Origin of the sequence: Paraburkholderia sp. SECH2 (genome assembly GCF_030464795.1) — a bacterium.
GTDB lineage: Bacteria > Pseudomonadota > Gammaproteobacteria > Burkholderiales > Burkholderiaceae > Paraburkholderia > Paraburkholderia aspalathi.
Window position 1 is genome coordinate 24,648 of sequence record NZ_JALPRH010000023.1, and the last position, 19,542, is coordinate 44,189.

Annotated in this window: 19 protein-coding genes; 5 read left to right on the forward strand and 14 right to left on the reverse strand. The window is 60.5% G+C overall.

Annotated features, from left to right (window positions below; genetic code table 11):
- Window positions 1–1,170 precede the first annotated feature (1,170 nt).
- Window positions 1,171–2,847, forward strand: coding sequence for an NRAMP family divalent metal transporter (locus M0D66_RS29095; protein WP_266212339.1), 1,677 nt, complete (start codon window positions 1,171–1,173; stop codon window positions 2,845–2,847).
- 64 nt (window positions 2,848–2,911) lie between these two features.
- On the opposite strand, the gene dhaK is transcribed toward M0D66_RS29095, so the two are convergent.
- The 10 genes from dhaK to M0D66_RS29145 form a co-directional block, all read right to left on the reverse strand.
- Window positions 2,912–3,901 carry a dihydroxyacetone kinase subunit DhaK gene (gene dhaK / locus M0D66_RS29100; protein WP_266212340.1) on the reverse strand — a complete coding sequence of 330 codons (990 nt, stop codon included), beginning with the start codon at window positions 3,899–3,901 and terminating at the stop codon, window positions 2,912–2,914.
- 14 nt (window positions 3,902–3,915) lie between these two features.
- Complete coding sequence (dhaL, locus tag M0D66_RS29105) at window positions 3,916–4,548, reverse strand: dihydroxyacetone kinase subunit DhaL (RefSeq protein WP_256457836.1); 633 nt, start codon at window positions 4,546–4,548, stop codon at window positions 3,916–3,918.
- Window positions 4,545–5,591 (reverse strand): ABC transporter ATP-binding protein, encoded by a 1,047-nt coding sequence (locus M0D66_RS29110; RefSeq protein WP_266212341.1) that lies wholly within the window; start codon window positions 5,589–5,591, stop codon window positions 4,545–4,547. Before M0D66_RS29110 ends, dhaL begins: the two co-directional genes overlap by 4 nt.
- On the reverse strand, window positions 5,584–6,687 hold the full coding sequence (locus M0D66_RS29115) for an ABC transporter ATP-binding protein (protein ID WP_266212342.1): 1,104 nt from the start codon (window positions 6,685–6,687) through the stop codon (window positions 5,584–5,586). The genes M0D66_RS29110 and M0D66_RS29115 overlap by 8 nt, the downstream gene beginning before the upstream one ends.
- A gap of 4 nt (window positions 6,688–6,691) precedes the next feature.
- Entirely contained in the window at window positions 6,692–6,886 is a 195-nt protein-coding gene (locus tag M0D66_RS29120; protein ID WP_266212343.1) for a hypothetical protein, read from the reverse strand.
- Window positions 6,883–7,836 carry a carbohydrate ABC transporter permease gene (locus M0D66_RS29125; RefSeq protein WP_200619633.1) on the reverse strand — a complete coding sequence of 318 codons (954 nt, stop codon included), beginning with the start codon at window positions 7,834–7,836 and terminating at the stop codon, window positions 6,883–6,885. The genes M0D66_RS29120 and M0D66_RS29125 overlap by 4 nt, the downstream gene beginning before the upstream one ends.
- Window positions 7,833–8,789, reverse strand: a complete 957-nt coding sequence (locus M0D66_RS29130; protein WP_154564339.1) for a carbohydrate ABC transporter permease — start codon at window positions 8,787–8,789, stop codon at window positions 7,833–7,835. The genes M0D66_RS29125 and M0D66_RS29130 overlap by 4 nt, the downstream gene beginning before the upstream one ends.
- Window positions 8,790–8,855: 66 nt before the next feature.
- Window positions 8,856–10,187 (reverse strand): ABC transporter substrate-binding protein, encoded by a 1,332-nt coding sequence (locus M0D66_RS29135; RefSeq protein WP_093632814.1) that lies wholly within the window; start codon window positions 10,185–10,187, stop codon window positions 8,856–8,858.
- Between the two features lie 114 nt (window positions 10,188–10,301).
- Complete coding sequence (locus tag M0D66_RS29140) at window positions 10,302–11,321, reverse strand: LacI family DNA-binding transcriptional regulator (protein ID WP_200651320.1); 1,020 nt, start codon at window positions 11,319–11,321, stop codon at window positions 10,302–10,304.
- Window positions 11,322–11,514: 193 nt separating this feature from the next.
- Window positions 11,515–11,991, reverse strand: a complete 477-nt coding sequence (locus M0D66_RS29145; RefSeq protein ID WP_256457833.1) for an OsmC family protein — start codon at window positions 11,989–11,991, stop codon at window positions 11,515–11,517.
- 107 nt (window positions 11,992–12,098) lie between these two features.
- On the opposite strand from M0D66_RS29145, the gene M0D66_RS29150 reads away from it, so the two are divergent.
- On the forward strand, window positions 12,099–12,740 hold the full coding sequence (locus M0D66_RS29150; RefSeq protein WP_266212344.1) for a GntR family transcriptional regulator: 642 nt from the start codon (window positions 12,099–12,101) through the stop codon (window positions 12,738–12,740).
- Window positions 12,741–12,743: 3 nt separating this feature from the next.
- Here the strand turns inward: M0D66_RS29150 and M0D66_RS29155 are convergent, their stop codons facing one another.
- Window positions 12,744–13,082, reverse strand: coding sequence for a hypothetical protein (locus M0D66_RS29155; RefSeq protein ID WP_093632817.1), 339 nt, complete (start codon window positions 13,080–13,082; stop codon window positions 12,744–12,746).
- Window positions 13,083–13,275: 193 nt separating this feature from the next.
- Here M0D66_RS29155 and M0D66_RS29160 point away from each other — a divergent pair, with 193 nt between their 5' ends.
- The 3 genes from M0D66_RS29160 to M0D66_RS29170 all read left to right on the forward strand — a co-directional run bounded on the left by M0D66_RS29160 (window position 13,276) and on the right by M0D66_RS29170 (window position 16,878).
- Window positions 13,276–13,920, forward strand: a complete 645-nt coding sequence (locus M0D66_RS29160) for an HD domain-containing protein (protein WP_266212345.1) — start codon at window positions 13,276–13,278, stop codon at window positions 13,918–13,920.
- A gap of 114 nt (window positions 13,921–14,034) precedes the next feature.
- Window positions 14,035–14,730, forward strand: a complete 696-nt coding sequence (locus M0D66_RS29165; protein WP_093632819.1) for a glycine zipper 2TM domain-containing protein — start codon at window positions 14,035–14,037, stop codon at window positions 14,728–14,730.
- A 141-nt stretch (window positions 14,731–14,871) separates the two neighbouring features.
- Entirely contained in the window at window positions 14,872–16,878 is a 2,007-nt protein-coding gene (locus tag M0D66_RS29170) for a bifunctional DedA family/phosphatase PAP2 family protein (protein WP_266212346.1), read from the forward strand.
- 173 nt (window positions 16,879–17,051) lie between these two features.
- On the opposite strand, the gene M0D66_RS29175 is transcribed toward M0D66_RS29170, so the two are convergent.
- The 3 genes from M0D66_RS29175 to M0D66_RS29185 are packed head-to-tail and all read right to left on the reverse strand — an operon-like array spanning window position 17,052 to window position 19,432.
- Window positions 17,052–17,636 carry a YceI family protein gene (locus M0D66_RS29175; RefSeq protein WP_093632821.1) on the reverse strand — a complete coding sequence of 195 codons (585 nt, stop codon included), beginning with the start codon at window positions 17,634–17,636 and terminating at the stop codon, window positions 17,052–17,054.
- Window positions 17,637–17,673: 37 nt separating this feature from the next.
- Window positions 17,674–18,234 (reverse strand): YceI family protein, encoded by a 561-nt coding sequence (locus M0D66_RS29180; RefSeq protein ID WP_093633230.1) that lies wholly within the window; start codon window positions 18,232–18,234, stop codon window positions 17,674–17,676.
- A 49-nt stretch (window positions 18,235–18,283) separates the two neighbouring features.
- A complete protein-coding gene (locus tag M0D66_RS29185; RefSeq protein WP_266212347.1) occupies window positions 18,284–19,432 on the reverse strand; it encodes a porin in 1,149 nt (382 codons plus the stop codon).
- Window positions 19,433–19,542 lie beyond the last annotated feature (110 nt).

The window sequence follows — 19,542 nt, forward strand, 5'->3', positions numbered from 1 at the left end:
CCGAAGATGGCTTCGTTACCGACGCGTTGGACGGATTGCCCGGATCCGGAATTCCGCCTGCCGGCCGGGACACATTCATAAAATCGCAAGTGAAAATCACATAAAAGAGATCGCACTCCGAATTTCCAGGCGAGCCGGTTGCCTGCCCTTGGCGTTGCCCTGCCGCTACCCGTCGTTACGTTATTTAAGGCTGCGTCCGCGCCCTTCATTCCCCTGTCCTTCCTGCCACTTCTGAAAGGCTCAGCCCCGCCAGAGATAGCGAAGTGCGTTGTCGCACGCATAAGAAAAGAATATTTGCTTCGCTTAACGAAGCATGTTGACTTCTGCTTGCGGGAGTGCCTAAAATTCGCCCGTCATCACAAACGGGGCCATTGCCTTGGACACCAGCAGTAGTCGATCTTCGAACAGTTTCACTGCCTGACCGGCCCGACGCCCGCGCTCTCTTTTCTCAGCCGCCGTCTTGCCAGCAGGCAGACGGTGCGCGCCGTAACAAGTAACTCTCCCCGTGCACCTTAACTAGCGCCATTCGGCCGCGCCGTGCTTACGCACGTCCCGCAACCGTATGGCATCGCGTCGCGAGCATCCACTCGCGGCAGCGTTCGCTCACGCCGGTTCGATTCGTTCGAATCCGGCGCGGCCGAGCGCGTGGACAAGCACGTGCCTGACGAACGCAAATAGCAATGCAGATCAGCAACGTCGATAAACAAAACCGATAAGGAGCCGCCATGCCCGACAGTGACAGTTATCCCTTATGCCGCTCTATTGCCGTGCAATTTTTCTTTTTCCTGAGGAAAGCAGGTAGACGTTCGCCGCCGCGCGCATAGTGCCGGCCGCACTCCGTGTCTGCTGGCTTTCCGCAACTCGCGTCAAGCCATACGCACCGGAGAAATACCATGTACATCGCCGTCCTCGTACCGACCCTGCAGCAAACGCATATCCACAGCGACGCTGCACTCGCGCTTCACAGCATCAAACCGCACTGGCTCGCCATGTCCTGGCACCGTGTCAAGGCGCTCTTCTCAACTCGGCTCCCTAATAGCCACTGACAGTACCCGCACGTCTTCGCGATCCGCACGCGTCGCCGTCGCTCAAGCCCATTCGACGACACGCGTACTGCGGATTCCGAAGGCGCGCCACTGCATTCAAACCACACTGCCAAGGCGGTTAAAAATGTCCACTCCAATTAACGTCTCACCACCACGCAGCGCTGTTCTCGACGAAGCCCATCTCGGCGACATCAAAGGCGCGCTCGGCACCATCGCGCACCACGACACCGCCCCGCGCAACAACTGGTGGGCCCGCATCCGGACGCTGCTCGCTATCCTCGGCCCTGGTCTCATCGTAATGGTCGGTGACAACGACGCCGGCGCCTTCGGCACCTACACGCAAGCAGGACAGAATTACGGCACCACCTTGCTGTGGACCATGCTGCTGCTCGTGCCCGTTCTCTTCGTCAATCAGGAGATGGTGCTGCGTCTCGGCGCCGTGACCGGCGTCGGCCATGCCCGACTGATCTTCGAGCGCTTCGGCAAGTTCTGGGGCGCATTCAGCGTCGTCGACCTGTTCATCCTGAACGCGCTCACCATCGTGACCGAGTTCATCGGCATCACGTTCGTGCTGGATTTCTTCGGCATTTCGAAAGTGACCGGGGTCTGCATCGCCGCGGCAGTGACGATGGCCGCGGTCAGCACGGGTAACTTCAGGCGCTTTGAGCGCTTCGCGGTCGCACTCTGTCTGCTGAGCCTGCTGCTGGTACCGGTACTGGTGTCGATTCATCCGCCGGTTGCGCAGATGACGCACGATTTCTTCATTCCAGGCTGGCCCGCCAATTCGAAACTGAGCGATGTGATGTTGCTCGTGATCGGCATTGTCGGCACCACGGTCGCGCCCTGGCAGCTGTTTTTCCAGCAGAGCTATATCGTGGATAAACGCATCACGCCGCGCTTCATGAAGTATGAGAAAGCCGACCTGTGGATCGGTATCGTCTTCGTGATGATCGGTGCGGTGGCCATGATCTCGTTCTGTGCTGCACTGTATGCAGGCAAACCTGAGTTCGGCAATTTCACGGATGCGGGCGGCGTGATCGCCGGCCTCGAAAAATATGCCGGCCGCACACCCGCGGTTCTCTTCGCGATCGCGCTGCTAGACGCCTGCATTATCGGCGCGGCAGCTGTATCGCTGTCCACCGCATACGCAATCGGCGACGTGTTCAAGATCCGCCACTCGCTGCATCGTGGTGTGACCGACGCGAAGGGCTTCTACCTCGTCTACTTCGGCATTATCTCGGGCGCGGCTGCGCTGGTATTGATTCCCGGCAGCCCGCTCGGTCTTCTGACTGAAGCCGTGCAAACGCTCGCTGGCGTGCTGCTTCCGAGTGCAACGGTGTTCCTGCTGCTGTTGTGCAACGACCGCGCCGTTCTTGGTCCGTGGGTGAACTCGAAGAAACTCAACTTCTTTACAGGCGCCGTTGTCTGGGTGCTCGTCATGCTCTCCATCATCCTCACTGCATCGGTGTTGTATCCCGACATTACCGGCGAAGCGATTATTGAAGTACTGGCCGGAGGCACGCTACTGGCCGTAGTCGGCTACGTTGCAACCGTGACGGTTCGCAGGCTGCGGCTCGCATCGACGGATACAACGGCTTCCGCGATTGCCCAGGCTTCCGGTAGCGAGCAGCAGTTTTCAAAAGAAGCACGCAATACGTGGCGCATGCCGCCTCTCGAAGAACTGCCGGCGCCGCAACTGAATCTATCCAAACGCATCTGGATGGGCGTGCTGCGCGGCTACCTGATCGTGGCGGTCGCACTCGTTGTCGTAAAGGTCGTGCAGATGACGTTGCTGCATTGAGCCAATGCTGCCCGCCTGCTCACGGTTACTCCGGTGAGCGGCGGGCAAACGGCGGACCTTCGCATTACACACCCCAGCGTAATCCCGGCGTATGCACTGCGCTGTCCCAATGGCGCTTCATCTCATCGTCGAGCACGCACAGTGTGATCGATGCACCAGCCATCTCCAGCGAAGTCGTCAGTGCGCCTACCTGCACCCGACCGATATTCAGCCCGCGCTGTTCGAGCCACGTACGCGTGGAATTGAAGAGCAGATACAGTTCTCCAAGCGGCGTACCACCGAGCCCATTGACGAGCACAAGTAATTCAGCATCTGCCGCCGGCTTCAGATCTTCAGCAATCGCCGTCAGCAATTCGCCCGCAATCGCGTCAGCGGGTGCGAACTTCGCGCGCCGACGCCCAGGCTCACCATGAATGCCGACGCCCACTTCGATCTCGTCGTCGCCGATTTTGAACGTTAGCGTACGGGCCGCCGGGACCGTGCAACTGGTGAACGCCACGCCCATCGACGCGGTGCGCTTGTTGATGCGGTCGCCAAAGGCCTTGCATTGCTCGAGATCCGCGCCGCTCTCCGCCATACTGCCAACCAGTTTCTCGACGATCACGGCGCCGGCCACGCCGCGCCGCCCTGTCGTGTAACTCGAATTCTCCACGGCCACGTCGTCGTTGATCAGCACCATTGCATTCGGCAGCTCGGACATCTCCGACGCCATTTCAAAGTTCATCAGGTCACCGGAGTAGTTCTTCACGATGAACAGCACGCCTGCGCCGGTATCGACAGCCTTTGCCGCAGCCATCATCTGGTCGGGGGTCGGCGACGTGAAAATCTGCCCCGGACAGGCTGCATCGAGCATCCCATAACCGACGAAGCCAGAGTGCAGAGGCTCATGGCCCGAGCCGCCACCCGAAATCAGCGCAACCTTTCCGGGCTTCAACACCTTACGGCGCACGAACACCGGCTCAGTGTTCAGCACGACCAGGTCGCTGTGCGCAGCGGCGAACCCCGCCAGACTCTCGGTGAGAAAATCGTCCACATGATTCATGAATTTTTTCACGGTCTCTCGCTCCTTCACTCGTTATGAAGCGCCAGGCGCGCGCATACCGACGCAATCATGATCTGACTCGAACGCGCTCCCGGATCGATGTGCCCACGCGACCGTTCGCCGAGAAACGACGCCCGCCCTTTGGTCGCCAGCATATCGCGGGTAGCGAGCATGTTTTCCTCCGCGACCCGCGGCAACGCATCGCGCACCTCTTCTGCGGTCGCACCCTGTGCGGCCAGTTCGTCGAAACGCTTCGCGACCGGGATCAGGACGTCCATCATCGTTTTGCTGCCCACACCGGTCTTGCCGCGTTGACCGACCGCTTCGACCCCCGCGGCAAAAACGTGCGCAAAGCCCGCTGTATCCAGTGCATGTCGTTCGGAAGCTTTAGACATGCCGCTCAGCAGCGAAAAGAACAATGGCCCCGACGATCCGCCTACTGTCGAGAGCACCTTGGATGCCGCGATTTCCAGCGCGGGGCCGAATGCTGCGCCTTCGATGTCCGACCTCACAGCGAGCAGAGCCTCCATGCCTCGCAGCAGATTGAAGATGTGATCGCCATCGCCGATCTGCTGGTCGAGCAAAGCGATCTCGTCAGTATGTTCCTTCAGCGACGCATATGCGGCGTCGATGCACGCCATGACCGTTTTGCCGTTCATGTCGCTATCCTCCTGCCGTCGGCACGAAAAAATAAAAGGCTGCGCGCCGGCAGCGAAACGCCGACCGATTGCCCGGGCGTGAAATTGCGCTCCGCCACTGTCGTTGCCACGACGGCGGTCCCTGCGCGATCGAGGATCAGCAGGTGCCGCAGTGGCGAGTATTCGAGCACCTTCAGATTCAACGCGTCCTGTGCGCCTGAAACATCACGTTGATCCCGCGTGTCCCCGTCATGCAGCACCACGTCCTCGGGACGGATTGCCACTGTGGCCGTACCCGCCGGCATGTACGCCGAATCGAACAGCGCCGGCGGCAGCAGGTTGATCGGCGGAGAGCCCAGCCGCTGCGCCGCACCGAGCGAAACCGGATTGCCGTAGACCTCGCGCGGCGTGCCGAGCTGTACCAGACGCCCATGTTCGAGAATGCCGATACGATCCGCGAGCGTCGTCGCTTCGACCTGATCGTGCGTAACGTAAACAATCGTTGCGCCGATCGTGCGATGCAGGCGCTTGAGTTCGATACGCAACTCTTCGCGCAGCTTTGCGTCGAGCGACGACAGCGGTTCGTCCATTAAAAATGCCTTGGGTTGCCGCACGAGCGCACGCCCTATCGCCACGCGCTGCATTTCGCCGCCTGACAGGTGTGTCGCCATATTGTCGAGCTTCGATTCCATATGCAGCATCTCGGCCACCGCGTGGACTCGCGCTCGCACCTCGGCCTCGCTGCTGCGTCTTCTTGGCGAGCGCAGCGGAAAAGCCAGATTGCCGAACACAGTCAGATGCGGATAGAGCGAGTATTGCTGGAAGATAAACGCGACGTCGCGATCCGATGGATGCACGCCCGTTGCAATGGCGCCATCGATCAGTACATCGCCGGTATCCGGTCGTTCCAGCCCGGCAATCAGACGCAGCGTCGTCGTCTTGCCCGCACCGCTCGGCCCAAGCAACACGATGAACTCGCCATCATCGACGTCGATCGAAAGATCGTCGACAGCGTGGATGTCGCCAAACCGTTTCGATACATTGCGTAACTGGATTTCAGCCATGAGCCTCTCCGTATGCGGGAATCGTTTGAGTGGCGCGTGGCAGCAGGCGGCCCGTTTGCGCGTCGTACAGCAGTGTGCGCTCCTTGCGAAACGACAAACCGACCGGTGATCCGGCAGGCAACCCATCGTCCTTGCCCGCCCGCACGCGCACGACGCCCAACGCGGTTTCAATCACCAGCACCTGATGCGAGCCGAGATATTCATCCGCGATGACCTTGCCGCGCAGTGGACCGCGCTCGTCGAGCATCACATGTTCCGGGCGAATGCCAAGCAGAACTCGCTCGGATGCCGCCTCACAACGTGGCACCGACACCGTGGCGCCGTGAAGTTGTACCGCTTCGCTACCCGCGTCGACACCGCGATCGACCGGCAGGAAATTCATCGGCGGACTGCCGATAAAGTTGCCGACGAACACGGTGGCCGGAAAATGATAAATCTCATGTGGCGGCCCGGCTTGCAGCACTTCGCCCTTGTTCATCACGACAATGTCGTCGGCCATCGCCATGGCTTCGCTCTGGTCGTGCGTCACATAAACCGTCGTTGCCGCGAGCGCGTTATGCAGCTTGCGCAGTTCAAGACACATCAGCTCGCGGAAGTCCGCATCGAGCGTCCCAAGAGGCTCGTCCATCAGAAAAGCCTTCGGCTGCCGCACGATCGCGCGGCCGAGCGCGACGCGCTGCCGGTCACCACCCGACAGCCCGCCCGTTTTGCGATCGAGAATGTCCTCGATGCGCAGCATGTGTGCGACTGCATCGACCCGCGTCGCGATTTCCTTGCGCGACACATGCTCGTTCTTCAGCGGAAATGCAATGTTGTTGCGGACCGTCATATGCGGATACAGCGCGAACATCTGAAACACGAACGCGATATCGCGCTGACGTGCACGCAGCGCCGTCACGTCTTCGCCGTCGATCAGAATCTGCCCTGAGGTCGGCAATTCGAGCCCGGCGATCATCCGCAGCGTGGTGGTCTTGCCGCAGCCCGACGGACCGAGCAGTACGACAAAGCGTCCCGCATCGATCGTCAGACTGGTGCCGCGCACCGCGACGAAATCGTCGAAGCGTTTATGGAGGTTGGCAAGCACGATGGTCGACATGGCGCTATTCCGGGAAATGGCTCGTCACGAGGAACGCAAGTGCGCCCACCAGAATGACCGGAAATGACCACGTGAACAGCGCCAGCGAAAACGGCTGAACCAGCATCGCCATGCCGGCGCCGATCAGCAAGGTGGAGGCCGTTTCGCTATAGCCGCGGCGCAGCCATCGCCTCTGCGTGAGAACGAAATCACGTTTCATTTGCGCACCGCTCCAAATGTGATACCGCGCAATAGATGTTTGCGCAGCACGACAGTAAAGAAGAGAATCGGCAGTACGAATAGCGTGGTCGCCGCCGCAACAGCGGGCCAATCCTGCCCGCCTTCGCCGATGATGAACGGAATGAACGGCGGCATGGTCTGCGCATCGCCGCTTGTCAGCAAAGACGCGAACGCATACTCGTTCCACGCGAAGATCAGACAGAAAATCGCGGTTGCCGCAATGCCGGTGATTGCCTGCGGCAGCACGACTTTGACGAAGGCCTGCAGACGTGTGTAGCCATCCACCAGCGCCGCCTCTTCGTATTCGCGCGGAATCTCGTCCATGAAGCCCTTCAGCAGCCACACCGCCAACGAGACATTCACTGCCGTATAAAGCACGATCATGCCGACATAGCTGTCGCTCAGGCCCAACGCGCGATACATCAGGTAGATCGGAATCGCGACCGCTATCGGCGGCATCATGCGAGTCGACAGGATGAAAAACAGCAGGTCGTCGGCGAGGGGGACTTTGAAACGCGAAAAGGCATACGCCGCGAGCGTGCCGAGAAACACCGCGAGGAAAGTCGAACCGAATCCGATCACGAGCGAATTGACGAAGCGCGGCAACACCTTCGACGGTCCGGCGATCACCATGCCGCGCTTGCGCACGTCGCGCTCATACCAGGTTTGCGCAGGCGGCAGACTGGCGATGAATTCCGGCGTCTGCCGCGAACGGATCGTAAACAGGTTCACGTAGCCTTCCATGGACGGCTGGAACAGCACGACCGGCGGATAGGCGATCGCGTCTTCCTGGGTCTTGAAGCTCGTCAGGAAGATCCACACCATCGGCAAGGTGGCGAGCAATGCATACGTAATGACGGCCGCGGCGGCGAAGCGCTTGCCGCGCGGCGACGACGCCACCACCGAATATTGACTGGCAGTCGGTCTCATCGTTGTTTCACCCGGTTGAGTGCCTTCACATAGATGTTCGCCGCACCGAACACCGTCACGAAGAGAATGATGGCCAGTGCCGACGAATAACCGGTTTGCCACTTCTCGAATGCGGCGCGCTTTAGCGTGATCGACACGGTTTCGGTTACCGAGCCCGGTCCGCCGGAAGTCAGCAGGTTCACCATGTCGAACATCTTGAAGTTCTCGATGCCGCGAAACAGCACCGCCAGCATCAGGAACGGCAAGGTCATCGGCAGTGTGATCGACCAGAACTGCCGCCACGGCGTGGCGCGATCCACTTCCGCCGCTTCGTAGATGTAGTCGGGAATCGAACGCAGACCCGCGAGGCAGATGAGCATCACATAAGGTGTCCACATCCACGTATCGACCATCACGATGGTCCACGGTGCAAGCGAGACGTCGCCGATCATCTGGAACGACCCGGGCGCAATGCCGGTGAAGAAGCTGACGATATCGTTGAAAAGACCCGTTTGCGGTTGCAGCAGAAAGGTCCAGAAATTGCCCACCACGGCGGGCGAAAGCATCATTGGCAGCAGGATCAACGTGGTCCAGAAACTATGCCCGCGGAACTGCCGGTTGATCAGCAATGCGAGGCCGAAGCCGAGCAGCACCTCCAGTCCGACCGACCAGAACACGAAACGCGCCGTGACCTGCATGGCGTACCAGATGTCTTCGTCGGTGAGAATATCGACGTAGTTGTCGATGCCGACAAAGTGCGCCGGCACGCTCGGCATATTCGACTTGAAATTCGTGAACGAGAGACGCAATGCCCAGATCAACGGGAAGATGTTGATGGCGAGTAGCAGCAGGATCGTCGGAAGAATGAACAGCCACGCGATGGTTCTGTCCGATAGCCCGGCAAGGCGCGTGCTCACGCGCGCCCGTGCGCCTGACTCGAGCCCAGCCGACGGAAAAGGCTTGTTTGCCAACATGCCTGACTCCTTTAAGCGGACCGGCGGCAATCCGTGCAGGCGGCGCCGGTCCAGTCGGGAAACGCGCTAGTTCTTGCCTTCGGCCTTGAAGACCTTGTTCCAGTCTTTCACCAGGAGATCGAGCGCTTCCTTGGCCGTGCCCTTATCGGCCACCACGTAATCATGCACGCGCTTTTGCATGTCGAGCAGCAGTTCGGCGTAAGCGGGCTCCGCCCAGAAGTCCTTCACGATCGCCATCGACTTCAGGAAGGCCGGTGCAAACGGGGCGCTCTTTGGGAAGTCCGGGGCATCGACCACCGACTTCGCCGCCGAATAACCGCCCAATTGCCACCATTTCTTCTGGACATCCGGCTGCGCGAACCATTTGATGTACTCGAGCGCGTCGTCTTTATGATCCGAGTACGAAACGACCGAGATGCCCTGCCCGCCCAGTTGGGTGAACTGCTTCAACTCACGCGGATTGACGAAGAACCCGATCTTGTCGCCGCCGACGTTCGGGTCTTTATAGAGTCCCGGGAAAAACGCAAACCAGTTCATCTGCATCGCCACCTGGCCTGACTTGAACGCGTCGAGTCCTTCCTGCATGTACGCGTTGGTCATTCCAGGTGCCGTGCAACACTTGTAGAGCGCCTTATAGAACTCCAACCCTTTGATCGCGCCCGGTGAATTGACAAAGCCGTCCAGGTGATAAGGCTTCTTCGGGTCCTGATATTCGAAGCCGAAGTTATAGAGCGCGTTGGTCACGCCCATCGTGATGCCTTCGGAACCGCGCTCGGTGAAGATATACGCACCATACACGGTCTTGCCGTCGATCTTGCGGCCCTGGAAGAACTCGGCGGTTTGCTTGAGCTCATCCAGCGTGGTGGGCGGTTCGAGTTCGCGTTTATATTTTTGCTTGAACTCCGCGCGCAACTCCGGACGCGCGAACCAGTCCTTGCGATATGTCCAGCCGACCGCGTCAGCCATTGCCGGCAATGCCCAGTAGTTCGGCGTATTCTTCGGCCACTCCGAATAACCGACCACCGTCGCCGGCACGAAGTCGTCCATCGATATCTTGTTCTTCACGAAGAAATCGTTGAGCTTGACGTAGTGCCCATTAACCGCCGCACCACCAATCCACTGGCTATCGCCGATGATCAGATCACATAGTTTGCCATGCGAATTAAGTTCATTGATGAAGCGATCGGCGTAACTGGTCCACGGCACGAACTCGAACTTCATCTTGATGCCGGTCTTGCTCGTGAAATCTTTCGACAATTCGACGAGTGCGTTGGCTGGATCCCATGCCGCCCAACATAATGTCAACTGCTTGTCCTGTGCTTGCGCGCCTGTCGCCATGCCGAATCCCAGCGATACGATGGCCGCCGCCACTACCCTTGCTGACGTAAGACGTAACATGTGTCTTCTCCTTGTCTTTCTCGGGTCTCCAACCTGATATGGAACAGCGCCCATGCGCCGGGCACCGTGTTTCGGCTCCAGCGGATTCAGACGGCAATCCGCGTGTCGCGAGCTTCAGGCATGCGCATTCTCACGAAGATAAATTCGGGTCTCCGGCGTTGGGATGGCGAGCGCGCCACGCACGTCGTTGAGAAAATTAATCGCGGCAAGGCCGGCCCAGTGCACGATGCCTCGCACGTCCTGATCGAGAATCACATCGATCGCGCGTTCGGTGAGCTGGCTGCGGGTCTCCGCGGTGCATTCATGGCCGATCACAACCAGACGGGTCTTGTCGCCGGATTCCTGCAATGCCGCGGCGATCCCGGAGATGCCGCCGCCCGTTGCATAGACGCCGACCAGATCCGGATGGCGTGCCAGCAAACCCTGCGCGGCGAGACCCGCGCCGTCGTCGTCTTCGGCGAAATCGGGCTCGGCGATCCAGCGCAGATTGCGAAAATCCTCTTCCAGCACCTGCGAAAAACCAGTGCGCCGTTCCAGTTGATCATGCAGGCGTGACGAGGCGGAAAGCACCGCCACCGTGCCAATGCGGGAACCGAGAAATCTGCCCATCAACAAACCGGCCGTACGACCGGCGATCCGGTTATCGACGCCGACATACGCGGCGCGACGGCTCGAGGGCAGATCGGAGAACACCGTGACGACAGGCACGTTCGCCGCGCTCATGTCTTCAATCAGACGTTCTACCCATGGATAGTCGAGCGGCACGAGCACGAGCGCGTCGTAGCCGGCCACCTGTTCGGCGAATGTGGCCGTGTCGCGCTGACTGGAAAAATCGCAGCGATAGAACGAAGGGATGATGCGGTGTTCGCGAAAGAAGCTGGCGGAGAGCGCAATACCGCGCTCGACATGATCGAGAAAGCGCGAGTTGATCTGGGGAAGCACAAAGGCGACGCGAAACGAACCGGCTTTCGCCGGGCGGCCGCGACTCGCGCGTTCGTCGCGCAGCGTGGCCAGCGCAAGGTGAACGCGCTCGGCAGTTTCCGGACGCACGGCCTGATCGTCGCGCAACACACGATCGACCGTGGCCACGCTAACGCCCGCACGACGCGCAATCATCATACGTGTAGCCGGCATGTGTCTCCTCCGGTGCCGAGCCAGAAGTCGTTTTGTTTTATGAAGGTAGCTTTTTCTGTACGAAATGCAAGTTTTTTTACTTCAATAAATCCATCATTTTTGATGGCATGGTGCGACGCACATGAAGGTGTGAAGCAATTGGCAATGCGACGCCGAACGCTCGCTATGCTGAATCACTTGCGCCGCACAAGCGTCAGTTCCCATCCATTTCGATAGCCGGCTCGCACAGAATCGGAAAGTTAACCGAGTTCGCGATATAGCACTTCTCATGCGCCGCATGATGCAAACGCCCGGCCAGTTCGAGATCACCGCCTGCCCGAATGACGACATGCGGCCGTAGAACGATCTGTGAAAAACGGCCCTGCTCCGGACTATCGAGCATCGTGCCTTCCGCATTGTCGCGATAGCTCAAAACAACGATGCCCGCATCCGAACAAAGATGCAGATACCAGAGCTTGTGACAGGCGGACGCTGAGGCAACCAGCAGATCTTCCGGGTTCCACCGGTTCGCGTCGCCGAGAAACGCTGCGTCCGATGAGCCGGGAATGTCGGGCTTATTTCCCGCAGCGATGATGTGGTCACGACCATATTCGCGGTATCCCGAGGTGCCGCTGCCGCGGTTGCCTGTCCATTGCACCGATACCGCGTATTTGTGCTCGCCGTACGCCATGCCGATCTCCCTCGCTGTTGACCCGGATTTGATTTCGCAACAGGTGCATTCTAGCTGCGCAAACCTATTTTGGTATACCATTATTCCAAACGACAGGGACCCGACACATGGATCACAAACTGGATTCGACGGCCGATGCCATCGCCGTCTCACTGCGTGAACTGATCGCGACCGGCGAATTGGAGGATGGCGCACGGCTGGTCGAGCGTGAACTCGCCGATCGCTTCGGCGTAAGCCGGGTGCCGATGAGAGAGGCCATACAAAAGCTCGAGGGTGAAGGACTGGTCGAGCTCATGCGCAATCGCGGGGCGGTCGTGCGCACCTTGACCGAGTCGGACCTGGACGAGATTTACGGCCTGCGCATCTTGCTTGAAGGCGACGCCATTTTCCACGCGGTCAAACGCATGGACAGTGAGACGTTATCGCGCGCCGAACTCGTTCATCGGCTTCTGGGAGATGCCGATACCGCGCAAAGACAGGGTGAACTGAATCGCGAGTTTCATGAACTGCTATACCTGCCGTGCGCAAACGGCCGGCAATTGAAAGCGATCCGCGAGCTGCGCACTCAGGTCGAGCGCTACGAGCGATTGCAAAGCACGCTGCTTGCCGATACTCCGGCGTTCCAGGACGAGCATCTCAAGATTCTCGAAGCATGCGAGGCGGGCAACGCCCGCCTCGCGCGATCGATGACGGTGGAACATCTCGCCTCGGCGAAGCGCATTGTTCTGCAACTGGTTCAGGCCGAGTGATTGCTACTGTCCGAACGCTTTTCCCGTTACGTTCGGTGCGCGAGGATCCGGGCTCATATTCAGGCTCGTGCCGTTCGCCCGCATGTTGTTGAGCGCCGGGCCCGATCCCGTGCCGCCAGTTCCTCCGATCACTGGGGCGTGGCCCACGGTGCCCCCGCCTGGCGTTGGGCTCAGCCCGGCCGCGCCCGCCCCCAAACCCGTTCCCTGCCCTGCGCCATTCATCCCACCGGCTTGCAAACCGACCATACCGTTGGTGCTGAGGTTTGCCGATTGAGCGCAAGCCGCGCCCGTCAGACCCATCATCAGCGCCGCGGCCAACATGGTCTTTGTTACGATTCTCATAGCCCACTCCATCATGCCGTCGAATTTCCCGGCCCATGCTTCCGCACATCGTAGCGATGTCGAGCCAACGATGCTCGCAAAGGAACCCGGTCAAACAGTAAGACTGCCCGTCAACCACTTTTGTTCATCGCTGAAATTCAGGGATTGATCGGCGATCGGCGATAATCGGCGGCTCTTTTTCTCGCCCGACACCATGACAAAACCTGCCTTCGCTCCATTTCAGGACCTCGCCGCAATCCTGTTGCCTCACGCGTGCGACGACAACGGCGACGGCTCCCACGACACCTCACACTTGCAGCGAGTCTGGAAAAACGCGGCCGCCATCCAGGCGGGAGAAGGCGGCGATGCACAGGTGCTGTTCGCCTCGACGTTGCTGCACGACTGCGTCGCAGTAGAGAAGAATTCACCGCTGCGCGCGCAGGCCTCGCGGCTGTCAGCGGAAAAAGCCGCGCGCGTGCTGGCGTCGCTCGGTTGGCCGGACGCGAAAATTCAGGCCGCGGCGCACGCGGTGGAGGCGCATAGCTTTTCGGCCGGCGTCGCGCCGACCACGCTCGAAGCAAAAACGCTGCAGGATGCCGACCGGCTCGACGCAATTGGAATGCTGGGTGTCGCGCGTTGCTTCTACGTGGCCGGCCGGATGGGCCGCGCCTTGTACGACCCGGCCGACCCGCACGCGGCGGAGCGTCCGTTAGACGACACCGCGTACACGCTCGACCATTTCCATACCAAGCTGCTGAAACTCGCGTCAGGCTTCCAGACAGCAACCGGCGCGCGTCTGGCGAAGATTCGCCACGACCGTCTGCAGCGCTTCCTCGACGAATTTACCGACGAAATCTGAGCGAGCCGATCTTCATCGGCAAGTTGTACAAATGCTTACAAAGCAGCATGCGTCCGGCGTCCACCGGCCGCGCTGCTGAGGCGTTATTGCAGGCATCTACCCGCGGAGCCCGCAATGAACACGAACCTCACTTCCAGTAATCCGCAGCGCAACCGCATTCATCCCCTGGTCGCAGGCGCGGCGGTCGCCGTCATCCTTGCGAGCGCCACCGGCATCGCGGCGATGACTGGCCTTCTGCCTACCTCGCGCGCCGTGACCGAGCCCGCGCAGCCGGCCACCACGGTCGCGGCGCAAGTTGCCAGCGCACCGGTCGCCGCGCCCCAGGCGGCCCCGGTTCAGCAAACGGTCCAGCAAGCCGCACCGGCACGGCCACCTGTGCATCACACGCACAGCACGCCCGTCGCGCCGACACCGAGGTACGCAAACAATCAGGGCTACCAGGCACCCTACGAACCCGCGCCGGCAAGGCCGGTTGCCGATCCTTATGCGGGCGAAGTCGTCGCCATCAACACGGTGCAGGCGCCTGAGCCGACTACCGGGCTCGGCGCGCTGGGTGGCGCGGTCGCCGGCGGCCTCGTCGGCAATCAGATCGGCGGTGGACGGGGCAAGATTCTCACCACCATCGCGGGCGCTGTCGGCGGAGGTCTTGCCGGCAACGGGATCGAGCACGCCGTGCGCAAGCAGACCACCTATCAGGTTCAAGTGCGCATGCAGGACGGCAGCTACCGCAACTTCAGCTACCCGACGCAGCCGGACGTCCAGATCGGCGAGCGGGTCCACGTATCCGGTGATTCGTTGACGGCTTCTTAACGGATGAACGCATCTGGCGATTTGCTGACGGCTTCGTGAGATTGTGCGCCGGCATCTCGCCCGATGCCTGCCGGCAAAAATGTGCGGCAGCGCCGCGCGCGTTATGATCAACCGTTACGCCAGAACGGCTGATCGCGCACGATGGAGCATGCCTACATCCACCTTTTGCACCTGCTTGCCGGTCATCCGGCGTGGATGCTCACGGTCGTCTTTCTTGCGGCCTTTCTGGAGGCCATCGCCGTCATCGGCACCTTCATCCCGGGCAGCACCGCGATGTTCCTCGCCGGCGCACTGGCCGGCACGGGTTCACTGAGCCTCGGCTGGGTGTTCCTGTGGGCGATCTCCGGCGCCATCGCCGGGGACGGCATGAGCTTCTGGATCGGTGGCCGCTACAAGAACAGGATCGTCCAGTTCTGGCCGTTCCGCACCCACCCGCAGATACTCGACGCCGGCCACCGCTTCTTTCAGAAACACGGCGCCAAAGGTGTCGTGTTTGCCCGCTTCGTCGGACCATTACGAGCGATCGTGCCGGTGGTGGCCGGCATGCTGGGTATGACGCCGTTGCGCTTCTACTGCATGAACGTGCTGTCGGCACTGCTATGGGCCCCCGCGCATATCCTGCCGGGCGTGGTCTTCGGCGCCTCGGTGCTGCTGGCCGGCGCAGTGTCGTTCCGCCTCGTTGTCATCATCGCGTTGCTGGTCGGCATCGTCTGGCTGAGCTTTCGCGCGATGGAGTTTCTGGTCTCGCATGCGAGTGCGTGGTCTAGCGCGGCGGGCCGCTATCTGGGAAGCTGGGCGTGCCGCCACCCTGGCCCGTTCGGCCGATTCGCGCGGCGGCTGCTCGACCCCGAACAGCCGGATGCCAGCAGCATCTTGCTGACGTCGGTGGTTGTGCTGGCAGCGGGTGCGCTCTTCTTCGGCGTGCTCGAAGACGTCGTCAGCGGCGATCCGCTGGTGAGCGTCGATCTGTCCGTCTATCACTTCCTGCAATCGGTGCGCACGCCTTGGAGCGACACGGTTCTTGCAGGCGTGGCGACACTCGGCAGCGTCTTCACGCTGACGGCAGTGGTCGTGACGGTGGTGGTGTGGATGCTGCTTGAGCGGCGCTGGCGCGCCATCGGCTACTGGCTCGCCGCGGTCGTTTTTTCCCAGTTGCTGATCTTTGCCCTGCAGTTCGCCATGCACCGCGCGCCGCCCAATGAACTCCTGTCCGACGCGTACGTGTTTCCGAGCAATCACGTCGCCGCGACGGTGATCGTCTACGGCTTCCTTGCGTTCCTGCTCGTGCGAAGGGTCGGCATGCTGGAAGGTTTGCTCGTGGCGACCGCGAGTATGGTTGTCGTGATCGTGGTCGCGCTCGCAGGACTTTACTTCGGCAGGTACTGGGTCTCGGACGCCATCGGCGGCGCCGCGCTCGCGTACATGTGGGTAGCCATCGTCTCACTGACTGCGATATTGCGGTATCCGACCGTGCCGCCCTCACGCGGCTTCATGCCGGTCGTGGTTCTGGTGGTCATGCTCGTGAGCGTGGGCGTGCAACTGAGCATCAATCCCCCGACAGCGCCGCCGGACAACATGCCGCGCCCACAGCCCGTGCTGGTCACGCAAGCGCAGTGGACCGTGTCGCTGTGGAAGAGACTGCCATGCTATCGCTCGGATATGGGCGGCGACCACAAGGAACCACTCACGCTGCAATGGGTGTCGAACCTCGATTCGATCAAGGGACAACTGCGCGCCCAGGGATGGATCGAAGGCACGGACCTGTCCGCGCGCAGCCTGCTCTCGCTTGCTTCACCGAACGTCGCGGCGACCTCGCTGCCGGTATTGCCGAAGCTGAACAACGGCGTGCCTTCGTCGCTGGTCTTCATGCGTCCCGGCGACACGCGCGACGAACGCGACGTTCTGCGTTTCTGGCCGAGCGGCTATGCCGTGGAGAACGGCGTGTCCTCCACGCCGCTGTGGGTCGGGTCCTTTGCGCATGAACGGCTCTCCCGAGCGTCGTGGCCAATTAACATTCTGCGGGTCGACAAGGAAGAGTCGTCGTTCGACGCGCACACAAAAGCAAGCGCCGACCTCGGCGCGGCGCTTGTGGCCAGGGTGAGTTGTCACGGTGTGCCGGTGTCGCTGCTGGCCTCGCCGGTGGAATGAGCGGCGCGTTGCCGGTGGTCTGCCTGGATGTGGGGGGGGGGGGGGGGGGGGGGGGGGGGGGGGGGGGGGGGGGGGGGGGGGGGGGGTTTGGCCAGGACTTGTCCACAAGGATATGAACATTTTCTGTGGATAACCTTACCAAGGCGATCGGGGCGTTGCAGGGCGATGCTACCTCATTGCCTGATACCTTCAGCCTGGATGTGCAGCACCGTTTGCATCCTGAAGCCGTACGTCTTGCCCATGTCAACGCCAAAATCCGACCGGTCGAAACTCGCGGTCGATTCCGTGCCGCACACTTCGCGTTTGAGCAGCGGGTTCTGGAAGCACTTGAACGATTCGATCTTCAGATTCAACGGCTTTGTCACGCCGTGCAGAGTCAACTCGCCGATCACTTCGACCGGCACATCGCCCTTAAACGTCATCGACGTGCCCTTGTAAACAGCAGTTGGGAATTGAGTGGCATCGAAGAATTTCGAGCTCTTCAACGCCGTATCCAGCGCATCGTTGCCGATATCCACCGACGTCATGTCGATTGTCGCTTCCAGCGTGCCGGTTCTGGCTTCGCGATCGATCGTCACCCTGCCGCTGCTCTTGTTGAACTTGCCGCGCCAGATCGAGACGCCGCCGAAGTGATCGGCTTCAAAGCTCGGGTACGTGTGCGTGGGATCCAGTTGATACGTGGTCTCCGCTGCCTTTGCGCCGAACGATGTGCCGGCTGCCAAAGCAGCGATCGCTACGGTCAAAAATTGCTTCTTCATTGTGATTCTCTCCTGGGTGTTCTGAGCGGTTTGCTGCTTATTTTTTGGCTTCGACAATGTGAAACCTGATCAACACTTCGTCGGCGACGACCGACGTGTCTTTCCATTCGCCTGTGCCGATGTCGAACTGGCTACGCTTGATCGGCAAGGTACCGTCGAAGGTTTGCACCGCACCCTGCTGCGTGACGCTGACCGGCACCGTCACGTTCTCCGACTTGCCCTTGATGGTCAGCTTGCCGCTGACCTTGAACTGGTTTCCGCCGGCCGGTGCAATAGAACTCGAGACGAATGTGGCATTGGGAAACTGCGCCGAGTCGAACCAATCTTTGCCGCGCACCTGCTGGTTGTAGCTCTGGTCGCCGAGATCGTAGCTGGCGGTGTCGATGCTCAGTTGCGCGCTGCCTGCCGTCGGCCTGGCCGGATCGAAGACAAGCTGCGCAGTGAACTTCCTGAAGGTCCCGTCGACAGGCACGTTCATCTGCTTCGAGGTGGCGGTCACCGTGCTTTTCGACGTATCGACCTGCGCATGCGCAACACCCAGAAAGGGCAACATGGCAGCTGTGGCGACCAGTATCAGTTGATGGAATCGGGATTTCATATAGAACATATTGTTATCCTAACAATGCAATCGAGCAAAAAAATCACATTTAGAACAGGTGTCGAATACCCACCATCGCACCGGTTTGACCCACGCCCGGCAATGGCGTCGAAGCAGGCGGAACCACACCGCCGTCAATCGAGAACGCTGCGTTACGCTGGTTAAACACATGCCCCGCCGTGACGTACACCGCGGTGCCCTTGGACAGGAAATACATGGCGCGCGCGGCGATCACGGAGCCCCCGGCGTCATTGTTCACGGTCATATGGCCGAACTGTGCGTCGAGCGAAATATATGGAACGGGCAAATAGGAACCACCGACCCACCAATAGTTGCTGGTCGCGTCGAAAATTTTCGGCGTCTGCACGCCGTGATTGATCCGGTGCTGGAATCCCGCGCCAAGAGTCGAATTGCCAAACTTCACATAGCCGTCGATGACGGCGCGTGTATCGGTTTGAGAGCTAAGTGGCAAGGGCGAGCCGGTGCCGCCCCCACCGTAGTTGCGATCGATGGCCGCTGCCGCACCCCATTTCCCGGCGTCATATTTCACCATCGCGGACATTGATTTGCAGGCCCGCCAGTCAGTCGGCGATTGGCCGGCGCACCCTCCGGCCGGCGCACTATCGGCCACGTCACGTCCCAGTGAATACATCGCGCTCACAGTCAGTCCCGACGACGTGAAGGTATAGGCGATCGAATTGTCGACGCGCGGCTGGGTCAAGTAGGGGTCAAGATCGGCGGCGGCAAAGATATTCGGCGCCAGCGTGTCGCCCGTTAATACCGCCCAAAAGATTTGCGAATATTGCCGCCCGAGGGTCAACGTCCCCCACCGCCCCGCGAGCCCGACGTAGGCCTGCCTGCCGAACAGACGTCCCCCTTGATTCAGCGTGCCCTGCGCTGGAGCAAACCCCGACTCCAATACAAAAACCGCACTCAGACCACCACCCAGATCCTCTTTGCCACGGAGACCCCACAGCGATGGCAGCGATGCCGTGAGAGACGGCATGTGCACCGAGCTGGATTTTTGAGCACCGACGTTCGTCACATATTCAACGCCGGTATCGATGATCCCATACAGGGTGACCGAGCTCTGCGCATACGACACGCCCGACACACATGCCGCAAGCGACGGAAGCGTCCACCAAAACAGCCGGTACCATGAATGGCCACCTCTGGCCCAATTCAACCGTGCGCTCATTTTCTCGTCTCCAATGTTGTTGAAATCTCAAGACGACGGCACCCCTGCGCCGTCGCGCGTCGAGTCTGCTGCGTGGGGCTGACCGATACTGATTTGCTTCGATTCATGCG